This is a genomic window from Pyxidicoccus caerfyrddinensis (genome assembly GCF_010894405.1).
Classification (GTDB): Bacteria; Myxococcota; Myxococcia; order Myxococcales; family Myxococcaceae; genus Myxococcus; species Myxococcus caerfyrddinensis.
Genome location: NZ_JAAIYA010000009.1, coordinates 249271 through 262482, shown reverse-complemented (window position 1 = coordinate 262482; position 13212 = coordinate 249271). Strand labels below are relative to the sequence as shown.

Genomic DNA, 13212 nt, shown 5'->3' with positions numbered 1-13212 from the left:
CCCCATGCCTTTCCAGCTGACGATCTCCGAGGGTAGAGAAGCCGGTAAGGAGTTCGTCTTCGACCAGGACTCCGTGCTCATCGGCCGGTCCACGGACTGCGACGTCGCCCTGTTCGACCCGGGCGTCTCCCGCAAGCACTGCCGCATCTTCCTCGACGGGGAGGCCTACTCCGTCGAGGACCAGGGCAGCGCCAACGGGACGCTCGTCAACGGCTCGCCGGTGTCCACGCACGTGCTGGAGGACGGCGACAAGCTCACGCTCGGACCGGTGACGTTCGTCTTCGTGATGATGACGGACGAGCCGTCCACGGGTGAGGAGGAGATTCCCGCCGGCGCGAAGGAGGGTGCGAACAGCACCCGCATCGTCTCCGTGGACGCGCTGAAGAAGCAGCGCAACAAGGGTGTAGCGCTGGCCCCGGAAGGCGCGGACGAGGAGGAGCTGGAGGAGCTGCGCCAGGGCGCCACCCGTCACAACATGCGCTCGCTGCGCCCCGTCACGCAGTCAGGCTCGCGTCCCGCCGTCGCGCCGCAGGCCCCGCCCCGGCCCTCGGGCCCCAAGGCCGCCATCGAGCGCGCGCCCCCGTCGACGCCCGCCCCGCGCCGTCCGCCTTCGTCCACGAACGTCCCCGTGCGGGCCCGCGCGTCGGGCCCCCAGCCCGCGGCCGGTGGGCTGTCCGCGGCGGACCGCGCCCGCATCCGCCGCGAGTCTCCCGGCGTCATCGCCAGTGCGAAGCTCTTCTGGGCGGATGCGACTCCGGCCATCCGCAGCGGCATCCTCGGCGGCGGCGCGGCGATGGTGCTCGGCATCTTCGGCCTGCTCTACTGGCTGGTGCTCAGCGATGGCGAGACGCAGCACAAGGGCGAGGAGCCCTCGGTGCTCAACGCGCAGCCCATCCGCGACTCGTTCGGCCTGGGGCCGGACGTGACGTGGGAGCGCGCGGACATGAAGGTCTTCTCCTGGGAGTACACCGCCGCCACCAAGGCGGTGGTCATCCTCCACTACCAGGCGCAGGGCATCTCCAAGGACGAGGTGGTGGTGAGCGTCAACGGCGTGGACGTGGGCAAGGTGCCGCCCGACACGCTGGCCAGCCAGGACCGCCCGCTGGAGCTGATGATTCCCGCCCCGAACCTCAAGAAGGGCGAGCCCAACCGCATCATCTTCGACAACACCAAGAACCCGCCGGGCGAGGAGCCCTGGGTCATCTGGAACGTGTGGGTGGAGCGCGCGCTGCTGCCGGACCTGCTGCCGGAGGAGCTGGCGCAGAAGGCCAACGAGTCCTTCAAGCGCGGCCGGAAGTACTTCGACACGCCGGACATCGGCGCGCGCAACCGCTACGAGGCCTGGAAGGCCTTCCGCGAGGCCTGGCTGATGCTGGAGGCCCACCCGGAGCCCAAGCCGGACCTCTACTTCGACGCACAGGAGCGCTTGAAGACGGCGCAGCAGGAGCTGGACCGCACCTGCGCCAAGCTGCTCCTGGAGGTCGAGGGCTACTACAACCAGGGCAACTACAAGGCCGCCTCCGCCACGCTGGACCACGTGAAGGAGTACTTCCCCGAGTACGACCAGCCGTGTGCCACGCGCGCGGAGAACAAGCGCTCCGAGTACGGGCTGTAGCCTTTCGCGCACCGCCGCCCGTCCCCCTCGGTGGCGGAAATCGCCCCCGCCCGGTATGACGGGGGCTTGCTCCGTCCGCCAACCAACGCTGTCGCCCGCCGAGCGGGCATGCGTTGGGGCCTCGGGTTGCCGCGTCGCTGGGGCATCCTCACCGTTGGGTGGCCATGCGCGACCCGGAGGTGATGAGAGAGCAGTCAGTCGTTTCGAGCGACGGTGAGACGGGGCTCGCACGCCCCCACTCCCCCGGTGTGGTGCCAGAGCACCCGCCCGTGTGGAGTCCGAATGTCTCCGGACTGCTCCTGTCGCGGTACTACCTGCCGCGCGGCCACGCGGTGCAGCGGGGCAATGCCTGTCAGCTCCTGCGCGACGGCGTGGAGGCCTATCCGGCCATGCTGGAGGCCATCCGCCGGGCGCGCCGCTACATCCGCCTGGAGACGTACATGTTCATCACCGACGCCGTCGGTGAGCTGTTCGGCCAGGCGCTGGCGGAGGCGGCCGAGCGCGGCGTGCACGTGAAGGTGCTCTACGACGCGGTGGGCTCGTGGACCAGCCGCCGCAGCTTCTTTGACGGGCTGCGCGCCCGCGGCGTGGACATCCGTGCCTTCAAGCCCTTCAGCCTGTCCCGGGGGCTGCGCCACCTGCTCCGCCGCGACCACCGGAAGATTCTGGTGGTGGACGGCGAGGTCGCCTTCACGGGTGGGGTGAACATCTCCGCCAACTGGGCTCCCGAAGGCCAGGGCTCGGCGTGGCGGGACGACGTGCTGCGGATTGAGGGCCCGGCGGTGCACGAGCTGGAGCGGCGCTTCCTGGCCACGTGGCGGATGATGTTCCAGGACCGCATCCGGCGGCTGGCCACGGGGCTGCGCCACTTCACGCCCCGGGCGCCCCGGCGCGGGCAGGTGGGCCTGGCGGTGCTGTCCAGCCGGCGGAGCATCCACCGGGCGTACCTGCACGCCATCCACCGGGCGCGCAGCAGCGTGCTCATCGCCGCCGCGTACTTCATTCCCGACCGGCGCATGGTGGCGGCGCTGCGCGAGGCGTCGAAGCGGGGCGTGGAGGTGCACCTGCTGCTCAACGCCCGCAGCGACCACCCCTTCCTGGAGTTCGCCACCCGCGCCTTCTACGAGAAGCTGCTGGCCTCCGGCATCCGCATCTTCGAGTGGCAGCGCGGCGTGCTGCACGCGAAGACGGCCGTGGTGGACGGGGTGTGGGGCACCATCGGCTCGTTCAACCTGGAGCGCCTCAGCCTGGCGTTCAACCACGAAGTGAATGCCGTCTTCGCGGACCCCCGCCTGGGCCGGCAGCTGGAAGAGTCCTTCCGCACCGACTGCGGGAATTGCCGCGAGGTGACGCTGGCGGACTTCCGCCGCCGGCCCCTGTGGCAGAAGGCCCTGGAGCGCGTGCTGTACGCCTTCCGCAAGATGCTCTGAGGTCATTCCCCCAGCGGGACGCATGGTTCCGATGAGCGGGACTGGACGCCTCGGGGGGGAACCGTCCGACCCTGGATGACCGCGCAGGAACCCTTTGCAACGCGTCAAAGGCGGGCCTACAAGTCGGCGCATCCCGCGCACGGAAGGACGGCAACGCACATGACCGACAGTTTCGGCACGAAGTCCCAGCTCAAGGTGGGCTCGGCCACGTACGACTACTACAGCCTGGCCAAACTGGCGAAGGCCCACCCCGCGGTGGATCGCCTCCCGTTCTCGCTCAAGGTGCTGCTGGAGAACCTGCTGCGCAACGAGGACGGCCGCGTCGTCAAGCGCGAGCACGTGGAGAAGATGCTGGCCTGGGACCCCAAGGCCACCCCGGACGTGGAAATCTCCTTCCACCCCGCCCGCGTCCTCCTCCAGGACTTCACCGGCGTGCCCGCGGTGGTGGACATGGCCGCCATGCGTGAGGCGCTCGCCTCCATGGGCGGCGACCCGGCGAAAATCAACCCGCGCAACCCGGCCGACCTGGTCATCGACCACTCGGTGCAGATCGACTCCTTCGCCACCACGGCGGCCTTCAAGGAGAACGCGGAGCTGGAGTTCGAGCGCAACCGCGAGCGCTACGCCTTCCTGCGCTGGGGCCAGAGCGCGTTCAAGGGCTTCGGCGTCGTTCCGCCGGACATCGGCATCTGCCACCAGGTGAACCTGGAGTTCCTCGCCCGCGTGACGTTCCGCGAGGGCAGCACCGTGTACCCGGACACGCTGGTGGGCACCGACAGCCACACCACGATGATCAACGGCCTGGGCGTGGTGGGCTGGGGCGTGGGCGGCATCGAGGCCGAGGCCGCGCTGCTCGGCCAGCCGATTACGATGCTCATTCCGCAGGTGGTGGGCTTCAAGCTGACGGGCCAGCTGCCCGCGGGCGCCACCGCGACGGACCTGGTGCTCACCGTCACGCAGATGCTCCGCAAGAAGGGGGTCGTCGGCAAGTTCGTGGAGTTCTTCGGCAACGGCCTGAAGAGCCTGTCGCTGCCGGACCGCGCCACCATCGCCAACATGGCCCCCGAGTACGGCGCCACCATCGGCTTCTTCCCGGTGGACGAGGAGAGCCTCAACTACCTGCGCTTCACCGGCCGCCCGGATGACGTCGTGGCCCTCACCGAGGCCTACGCCAAGGAGCAGGGCCTGTGGCGCAAGGACGGCGCGGCGGACCCGAGCTTCAGCGACACGCTGGAGCTGGACCTGGCCACCGTGGTGCCCAGCCTCGCCGGCCCCAAGCGCCCGCAGGACCGCGTGCCCCTCAAGGACATGAAGGCCGGCTACGAGAAGTCGCTCGTGGAGATGCTGGCCGCCGGCAAGAGCAAGGGCGAGGACGACGAGGGCGGCGGCAAGGCCAAGGCTCCCGCGGCCGAGGTGGCCCCGGAGCGCCTGGCCCAGACGTCCACCGTGAAGGCGGGCCGCTCCAGCTACCAGCTCGGCCACGGCGCGGTGGTGATTGCGTCGATTACGTCCTGCACCAACACCTCCAACCCGGCGGTGCTGGTGGCCGCGGGCCTCCTCGCCAAGAAGGCCGTGGAGCGCGGCCTCAACCCGAAGCCGTGGGTGAAGACGAGCCTCGCCCCGGGCAGCCGCGTCGTCACCGAGTACCTGCGTGACGCGGGCCTGCTGCCCTACCTGGAGGCCGTCGGCTTCCACGTGGTGGGCTACGGCTGCACCACCTGCATCGGCAACTCCGGCCCCCTGCCCGAGCCCGTCGCCAACGCCGTCACCGAGGCGGACCTCGTGGTGGCCGCGGTGCTGTCCGGCAACCGCAACTTCGAGGGCCGCATCAACCCGCACGTGCGCATGAACTACCTGGCCAGCCCGCCGCTGGTGGTGGCCTACGCGCTGGCCGGCGAGGTGGGGCTGGACATGGACAAGGAGCCGCTGGGCCTGGACCCCAACGGCCGCCCGGTGTTCCTCAAGGACATCTGGCCCACGGACGAGGAGATTCGCAACACCGTCCGCGCCGCCGTGAAGCCGGAGCAGTTCCGCAGCCAGTACGCCAACGCCATGGAGGGCGACGCGCTCTGGCAGCAGCTCCAGGTGACCAAGGGCTCCACCTTCAAGTGGGAGCCGAAGTCCACCTACGTGCGCAAGCCGCCCTTCTTCGAGAACCTGCCGAAGGAGCCGAAGGCGCCGCAGGACATCAAGGGCGCGCACGTGCTGGCGCTGCTGGGTGACTCCGTCACGACGGACCACATCTCGCCCGCGGGCAACATCGCCAAGACGAGCCCCGCGGCGAAGTACCTCATGGCCGAGGGCGTGGAGCCGAAGGACTTCAACTCCTACGGCGCGCGGCGCGGCAACCACGAGGTCATGGTGCGCGGCACCTTCGCCAACATCCGCCTGAAGAATCTGCTGGTGCCCGGCGTGGAGGGCGGCGTCACCGTCCACATCCCCACCCGCGAGCGGACGAGCATCTACGACGCCTCCATGAAGTACCAGCAGGAGGGCACGCCGCTGGTGGTGCTGGCCGGCGCGGAGTACGGCACCGGCTCCAGCCGTGACTGGGCTGCCAAGGGCACGCAGCTGCTCGGCGTGAAGGCCGTCATCGCCAAGAGCTTCGAGCGCATCCACCGCTCCAACCTCGTGGGCATGGGCGTGCTGCCGCTCCAGTTCGAGGCGGGCCAGGACGCGCAGTCGCTGGGCCTCACCGGCCACGAGAAGTTCGAGATTACGGGCATCGCGGAGAACCTGGCGCCGCAGAAGAAGCTCACCGTGAAGGCCACGGGCGAGGGCGGCACCAAGGAGTTCACCGCGCTGTGCCGCATCGACACGCCGAACGAGCTCGACTACTACCGCCACGGCGGCATCCTGCAGTTCGTGCTGCGCCAGCTGGCCAAGGCCTGAGGCGTCCGTCGCACGTCGCATCGCGGCCCGGCAGTGCCCTCGTGGCGCTGACCGGGCCGTGGTGTTTCAGGGCTCGCGCAGGCGGCTCCAGGCGGCGCGGTAGCGCGCCAGGCGCTCGGCGTCCTTGGGCGTCACCGCGGTGAGGCGGCGCACGTCCATGTTGTCCTCCAGGTCCGCCAGCTTCACCCGCCGGGCCAGCGCGTCCGGGCGCAGCCGCTCGATGAAGGCCTCGTACGTCTCGCCGTCGCGGCGGGTGAGGGCGTCCAGCGCGCGGAGCACGTCTTCGGGGTAGCCGGCCTCGCGCAGCCGCTCCAGCGTCCAGGGCGTGTCCTCCACCACGTCGTGGAGCATGGCCACGGTGCGCTCGGCGTCCGTCTCCAGCCGCATCATGACGCGCAGCGGGTGGAGGATGTACGGCTGGCCGGCCTTGTCCCGCTGGCCGCGGTGCGCTTCCACCGCGAGGGCGAGGGCGGCTTCGAGGGTGGGCATGAGGGCCTCCCGGGGGAGGCCCCCGGCTGTCAGTTGCAGTTGCCGGTGCCGTTGCCCGCGTTGGACGTGAGGCAGCCGGCGCTCTCGCCGTTGTAGCTGAGCAGCCCCTCGTGCGCGAGCAGGGTGGGGGACACGGTGTTCTCACTGCGGGGCGTCAGCGTGCTGGAGATGCAGACGGCCCCCACCACCACGTTGTGGTCATTGTCGCGGTTGCGCTCGGCGGGCAGCGGGAAGAGCTCGTCGTCGTTGTCGCGGATGTAGAGGAACACGTCCTGCTTGCCGTCGCCGTCCAGGTCCGCGAACAGCTCCGGGTGCGCCGTCTGGAGCGCGGGGTTGTTCGGGTCGGCCGGGTTGGCGTTGTAGCTGGAGCGCACCGGGTCATACGTGGACGGCGCGGCGACGTAGGTGTTCCAGTTGTGGAAGTTGCGCCCGTAGTAGCTGCGCGCCAGCTGGAGGCCGCTCTCCGCGCAGCTCTGGCGCTGGCCGTTGCGGCCGGCGGCCACGGCGCGCACGCGCTCCTTGCCGGCGTAGACGAGGATGCTGGCGATGAGCCCCATCAGCACCGTCACCAGGATGATGACCATGAGCAGGGTGGAACCACGGGCGTGACGGGAAGTGGAAGGACGCATGGCGGGGCTCACAGGCTGGCCGCGGCCAGGTTGGGCAGCTCCAGGCGGCGCGTGTAGAGGCTGCGGTAGAAGCCGTCCGCGACCACCGCGGGAGGACGCACGTTGTTCTCCACGTCCATGGGCTTGTCGTCGGACAGCACGGCGACGCTCTGGCTGTCGCGGCGGGGACTGCGGCCGGTGGCCACCACGCTGACGCGCACGGTGCGCAGGCCCATGGCGAACGTGGGCGCCAGGCCGTGCTGCCAGACGTAGTCCTTGGCGTCCCCGGTGTTGTTGACGTCGAAGCCGAACGCCACCTGGAAGTCCTCCACGAAGTCCTGCACCAGCTGCGGCGGCGTGGCGTTGTCCGAGTAGGGCCGGCCCAGCGCGTCCTGCGCCACCTGGCCCTCCGTGCGGTAGAGCGCCGAGCGCCCCGTCGCCGGATTGGTGGCGAGGAAGAAGTGCACCAGCCGCACCGGGTACACCCAGTCACCGCTCTGGAAGCCGCCCTTCTCCGGCGCGTTGGAGAAGCCCGTCACGCCCTGCTCGGCGTAGCTCACCTGGCCCGGGTTGCCGGGGTTCTCCGGCACCAGCTGGACGTTGGACAGCAGCGCGCTCGTCGTCATGTTGCTGGCGACGTGGAGGGCTCCGGCGCGCAGGCTGGCGGTGCAGTTGACGCTCAGCGCGCCCGTGCCGGCCCGGGTGACGGGCACCGAGGCGCCGGAGGGCTGGCCATTCACGGTGGAGCAGGGCTCGCCCATGTAGTTGGGGTCCGGGAGCACGAGCCACAGGTCATCACTGCCGTCGGCGGTGGTGACGTTGCCGACGGTGCCGGCGCCGGTGGTGCCGTCGCGCCCGAAGATGGGGTTGGTGCGCACGGGCACGCCGCCCTGGGCCACCCACAGGCCGCCGGGTGCGCCCGCGCCGGCCTGCCGCACCAGGTTCATGATGCTCTCCGCCGCGATGCGGGAGTTGTCGTGGCTGTCCGCCGTGTGCTCGGTGTTGTGCACCACGCGCCCGCCCGCCAGCAGCAGCGCCGTCGCGGCCGCGATGATGATGGACGCCAGCACCACGACAATCAGTGATTCCAACAGCGTCATGCCACGCCGCGAGGCGGGCACCCGCCACGAGTTTCGGAAGCTCATTGGACGAAGACCTCGCTGTGCACGACGGCGCTCGACGGGTCATCACCCTTGCGCCACACGCGCGTCCACACCGTGACGGCCGTCGCGCCCGGGGGAAGGACCGAGTTGGGGCCCGGCGCCGCGCCGCTCCGGAGCCCCCGGGTGATGAGCACCTCGCGGCAGAACGTGCCCGAGGGCACCGCCGTGTCGGTGCACGCCGTGCCGGCCGGAATCCCGGTGGCGGGCTTCACCTCTCCGGTGGCGGACAGCTCGAAGTACGCGCCGGAGCCCGCGTCGTTGGTCACCGCGGCCGTCGCGTCCACCCGCCAGGGCGCGGTGCCCAGGGGAATGGAGTACGGGTCCTGGCCGGGGTAGGGCACCGCCTGCCGCACCAGCTCCGTCTTGTTGACCAGCCACAGCCGCTGCGTGCGGGCCTCCGCCAGCAGCCGCTTCCCCTGGTAGAGCTGCCCGTCGCGCACGTGGCGTGAGGCGGACAGCATGCCGCCCACCGCGCCGGCGGCCGTCATCGCCAGCACCGCCATGGAGATGAGGACCTCCAGCATGCTGGAGCCGCGCGAGACAGCGCGGCGACCGGGAAGAAACGAGGGCGTGCTCATTCGAAGAACCTCTGGCTCCAGTTGAGGAGCCGGAACACCCAGCCGTCGCGGCCATTGACGCGCAGGGAGGCGTCGGGGCTCGACGCGCCCGTGTTGGTGGTGTTGCTGATGAGGGTGTTGGAGATGCGGCTCACGCCCAGGCCCACCACGTAGTCGGTGGACGTCGCGCCCGTGTCGCGGTGGTACACGGCGACGCCGCCGTAGTTGGCCAGCGACACGCCCGGCAGCGTCACCGCCGCGGCCGCCGCGGACGTCGAGGTGTCCCCCAGGTCCATCCGGTAGGTGGAGCCGGTGGTGAGCGCGCCGAGCGACATCAAGTCACTCACCGCGCCGTTGGCGGTGCTGAAGTACGCGGTGCGGCCCGCCACGGTGATGGAGCCATAGAGGTGCTTCGGCCCCGCGAAGCTCAGCGGGAAGGGCGGCGGCTCCTGCATCACGCCCTGGGTCAGGGCCATGCCGCGGGCCGCGGATGCCGTCACCGCCGTCCCGTTCAGCAGCTTGCCATCCACGCCCATGGGCAGCCGCCGGTTGGGGCCCAGCAGCGCGACGTGGAGCTGGCCGGCCACGGTGGCGGGAACCCACGGGACACCGCCGGTGCCCACCATCGCGAGCGACTCGCCCGGGTAGTTGGCGAACGCGCTGCCGGCCGTCACCGTCGCGGGCATCTGCGCCACGGCCACGTTGGTGGTGATGGGGCGGGGGTCGGTGTTGGTGGAGCCGGTGTCCAGCGCGGCGTACTTGCACGGCGAGGTGTCCGAGCAGGAGGGGCCCATGCGCACCACATTCACATTCATTCCGGTGGCGCCCTCCAGCTCCCAGACGCGGCCCTCCATGTCACCCACGTACACGCGCGCCGCGCCGCCGGTGTCCGACAGCACCGTGGGGGCGATGGGCGAGGTGTTGTCCACCCACGCCTGCGTGTACGGCTGCTCCCACTGCCAGAGCTTCTGGCCGTTGGCGACGTCGATGGCGAAGACCTCGATGCCCTTGGCCGGAGAGCCCGTGGCCCCCGAGCTGTTGGACGCGGCGAAGACGACGTAGGTGGGCTCCAGGCCCTGCCGCACCCGGCCCATGGACAGGCCGCGCGCGCCGCCCAGCTCGCTGTAGTCGTAGAGGCCGGTGGGCAGGCGGCCCACGTCCGCCTGGGGCGCCAGCTTGAAGACCGAGGAGGGCTCGTGCCACTTCACCGTCCACTGCGTGCCGCCGGTGTCCCGGTCCGTGAGCACCACCGGCGCGTGCGGCGGGAAGGCGCCCGTCTGGGCGTGGCTGCCCACCAGGTGCCACAGCAGCGCCGGCTTGAGCGGGTTGGTGACGTCCAGCGCGAACAAGTCCCGCCCCGTCCTCCCCACGTTGGCCACCAGCACCGTGCGCCACTCGCGCCGGCCGGTGCCCACGAAGTCCGCGAAGACGTCCCGGACGACGGGCGCGCTGTCCACCCGCGCGTTGTTGCTGCGCAGCCAGGGCAGCTGCGTGGCCGGCAGGAAGCTCCACAGCTCCGTGCCCACGGGGGGCGGGGTGCCGCTGCCGAAGGCCTGGGCATAGTCCGTCGGGAACGTCTCGCTGGCGGGGTTGTTGAGCGCCTCCCGGGCGGAAGCGGGCCCGCGGTAGCCGCGGCCGCCGGACACGTAGAAGGCGTGCAGCTGCCCGTCCAGGCCCGCCGCGTACACCACCGTGGGCCGGGGCGCGCCGCTGTCCGCAATCTCCGGGCTGGGAGGCACCACCGTCGGCGTGGAGTTGGCGAAGCCGCCCAGGTGCGCGCGGTTGTCCGCGTCCGGGTCGTTGCACTGGCTGTCGGAGGGCTCGAGGACGGGTTGGCCCGTACCGTCGACGCGGGTGGTGGTGGCGAAGCAGAAGCCGCGCACGCGCTGGAGCAGCTGCGCCACCTTGTTGAAGTCCGCCGTGAGCGCGGCCTTGTTGAGGGCCGCCGTGCTCACGCCGTAGTCGGCGCCCGCCAGCTGCGCGGTGAACTGCACCGCCTGCTGCAAGTCACACACGCCGTCGGAGCCCTTCACGAAGTCGAAGTGGGGCGAGCCGTCCTTCGCGGTGGCCTGGCCCAGCTTGAGCTCGTCCACGCAGTTGGGGTTGGGCGTCGCGCCGTAGCTGTTGTTGATGGCGGTGCCCGCCACCGCCTGCGGCTTCCAGCCCACCTGCATCACCCCGCGCGGCGCGCGCCGTCCAGGGCCGAGGTTCGGGTCCACCGTCACCTGACCGCCGAAGTACGTGAAGAGGTTGCGCGCGCGCGGCAGCGGCAGCATCGCGTCCGCGTCCCACAGCGTGGCGTCCTCCAGCGCGCTCTCCCCCGAGCGCAGCGCGGTGCCGCCGATGAGCGAGTGCGCGCGCAGGTGGCCGGGGAAGTACGGGTACACCCAGCTGGAGCCCTGGATGGGGTCATACGTGTCCACGCCGGGCGGGTAGCCCGACACGGCGTCGTAGGTGGCCGCGAACACCACCGCCCGCGTGCCATTGGCATCGGTGCCGTTGGTGTCGTCGAAGGCCACCGGCGCCGTCACCGCGCGCTCGCTGCCCACCGGCTCGGAGCCCAGGTTGAGCAGCGTGTTGAGCACGATGCGCGTGCCCGCGACGTCGCCTTTGAAGTCATGGCCCGCGAGGTAGACGATGGTCGCCTTCTCCGGGTCATTGTCCTTCTGGTTGAAGGAGAAGAAGTCGTAGCCGCGCGAGGCCGTCCGGGTGACGTCCGTGGCGTTGTCGTAGCGCTCGCCGTTCAGGTACTGGTACCAGCTCACCGCGAGCCGCCGGACGCCCGCCTTGTACGTGGCGGTGTAGTTCGTCGTGTGGCCCACCACGCTGTCGAACTTGAAGTTGCCCACCTGGGAGAACGGGTCGCCCGGGTTCGGGTAGATCATGCACTCCTCGCGGCTGCTCACGCTCTGGGCCAGGTAGTCCGGGTCCGTGCAGTTGCGCCCTTCCCAGGTGTCGTTCTGGCCGCCGAGCGGGTTGCGCTGGAAGTTGTTCGACCCCTGGAAGCGCGAGGTCAGCACCGGCGTGTTGTCCGGGCGCTTCGTCGTCTCGTAGGAGTTGATGCTCGCGCACTCGGCGAAGACGCCGTTGCCGCGCTGGTTGCCGAAGTAGGCGATGTTGTTCAACAGATTTTCGCGCTGCGTGGTGGCACCGTCGCCGTTGGGCCGGTACTCGCTGTAGGAGCTGTCGCCGAGCTCCCAGTGCGGCGCCCAGAACACCTTGTAGCGGGGCTTGCGGGTGGCGGGGTCCACCGCGTTGAGCAGGCCGTGGTTGAAGGTGGCGGTGGAGATGAGGTCCGCGTTGGCGTGGAGCGCGTCGTAGATGAGGCCGGGCTGGCCGCCGTTGAGCGAGCAGTAGGAGGTGGTGCCCTCGGGGCAGCCACCCGCGCCCGGGAAGTCCAGCCCCGCGTTGCGCAGGTAGTCGTCCAGCATGCCGCCCTTGACGTACGAGGCGCCGTTGCCGGGCTTGGTGTCGTCAGTCGTCTCGTCCAGGTCCAGCAGCGCAATCTTGGGCGGGGTGCGGTTGATGCGGCGGGCAATGGGCGCGGTGAACTCGATGGTGGCCTGGTGCATGCGCACGTAGTGGCAACCACTGTTGTTGGTGAAGGTGCCGCAGCCGCAGGAGGTCCGGAACTTCTCCGGGGACTGCGCGCCGCTGCCCGTGCGGATGAACTCGATGACGCGCCGGGCGTCCTCCGCGGCGAAGATGAACGCGCCGCCGCTGTAGCGCACCGTGGAGAAGCGCGGGGTGCTGACGGTGTTGTTCAGCGTCTTGTCAGCGAAGTACGGGCGCGCGTCGCTGCTGCCCGTGGCGAAGTCCTCCACGTCCCCGTACGGGTAGATGCCGCTGACGGGGAACGGGACGCCGTAGTTCACCTGCACCACCGGCTGCTCGGTGGCGTTGGTGATGGTGAAGTCACAGCCGTCGTTCCACTTCGGGTCGGTGCTCGGGTTCGGGGCGACGTGCCGGTTGGAGGGCGTGCACCGGTTGGGGGACTGCTTCTGGTCGTTGATGGCCAGGTACACCGTGATGGGGTTGGCCGCGTTGGGCCCGCCCGATTGGTTGGACTGGAGGATGCGCCACACCAGCCCGTAGGCCGACAGCGCGCCGCAGCCCTGCTGGAAGGTGGCGTTCTCCGGGATGATGAGCGAGCCGCGACTGAAGGTGACGATGTCCGTCGCCGAGGCCGGCAGCGCGCTCAAGAGCGCCAGCGCCAGCAGGACGCGACGGAACCAGGAAGGAGGCGGTGTGGAGGGCATGGGGGGAGCTCCGTACCGTGGGGGTGTGCCGACCCTGCCTGGGTCGGCCTCACACCACTTCGGTGCACGCTCTGTGCCCTGCTCAACCTGTCCGCCCTCCCCGGGGGCATTCGGAAAATCGCGGTGTCCCTGTAAGCCGGCGCAGGTTCTTGCTACGCAAACTTTGCGAGCCCGCAAACGGTTGCGTAGCGCACGCTGC

Annotated in this window: 8 protein-coding genes; 3 read left to right on the top strand and 5 right to left on the bottom strand. The window is 70.4% G+C overall.

Annotation, left to right across the window (positions count from 1 at the left end):
* The first annotated feature begins 4 nt into the window (after positions 1 to 4).
* The 3 genes from G4D86_RS23285 (at position 5) to acnA (ending at position 5937) form a co-directional block, all read left to right on the top strand.
* Positions 5 to 1615 carry an FHA domain-containing protein gene (locus tag G4D86_RS23285; RefSeq protein WP_163996194.1) on the top strand — a complete coding sequence of 537 codons (1611 nt, stop codon included), beginning with the start codon at positions 5 to 7 and terminating at the stop codon, positions 1613 to 1615.
* Positions 1616 to 1797: 182 nt separating this feature from the next.
* Positions 1798 to 3045, top strand: coding sequence for a phospholipase D-like domain-containing protein (locus G4D86_RS23280; protein WP_240360428.1), 1248 nt, complete (start codon positions 1798 to 1800; stop codon positions 3043 to 3045).
* A 159-nt stretch (positions 3046 to 3204) separates the two neighbouring features.
* Positions 3205 to 5937, top strand: coding sequence for an aconitate hydratase AcnA (gene acnA, locus G4D86_RS23275; RefSeq protein ID WP_163996192.1), 2733 nt, complete (start codon positions 3205 to 3207; stop codon positions 5935 to 5937).
* A gap of 66 nt (positions 5938 to 6003) precedes the next feature.
* Here acnA and G4D86_RS23270 read toward each other — a convergent pair whose 3' ends face one another.
* The 5 genes from G4D86_RS23270 to G4D86_RS23250 are packed head-to-tail and all read right to left on the bottom strand — an operon-like array spanning position 6004 to position 13013.
* Positions 6004 to 6426: an HD domain-containing protein gene (locus G4D86_RS23270; protein ID WP_163996191.1), complete on the bottom strand. Its 423-nt coding sequence runs from the start codon at positions 6424 to 6426 to the stop codon at positions 6004 to 6006.
* A 29-nt stretch (positions 6427 to 6455) separates the two neighbouring features.
* On the bottom strand, positions 6456 to 7055 hold the full coding sequence (locus tag G4D86_RS23265) for a hypothetical protein (RefSeq protein WP_163996190.1): 600 nt from the start codon (positions 7053 to 7055) through the stop codon (positions 6456 to 6458).
* Positions 7056 to 7063: 8 nt separating this feature from the next.
* Positions 7064 to 8179 (bottom strand): PilW family protein, encoded by a 1116-nt coding sequence (locus G4D86_RS23260; RefSeq protein WP_163996189.1) that lies wholly within the window; start codon positions 8177 to 8179, stop codon positions 7064 to 7066.
* On the bottom strand, positions 8176 to 8775 hold the full coding sequence (locus G4D86_RS23255; RefSeq protein ID WP_163996188.1) for a PulJ/GspJ family protein: 600 nt from the start codon (positions 8773 to 8775) through the stop codon (positions 8176 to 8178). The genes G4D86_RS23260 and G4D86_RS23255 overlap by 4 nt, the downstream gene beginning before the upstream one ends.
* Positions 8772 to 13013 (bottom strand): pilus assembly protein, encoded by a 4242-nt coding sequence (locus G4D86_RS23250; RefSeq protein WP_163996187.1) that lies wholly within the window; start codon positions 13011 to 13013, stop codon positions 8772 to 8774. Before G4D86_RS23250 ends, G4D86_RS23255 begins: the two co-directional genes overlap by 4 nt.
* Positions 13014 to 13212: the final 199 nt, after the last annotated feature.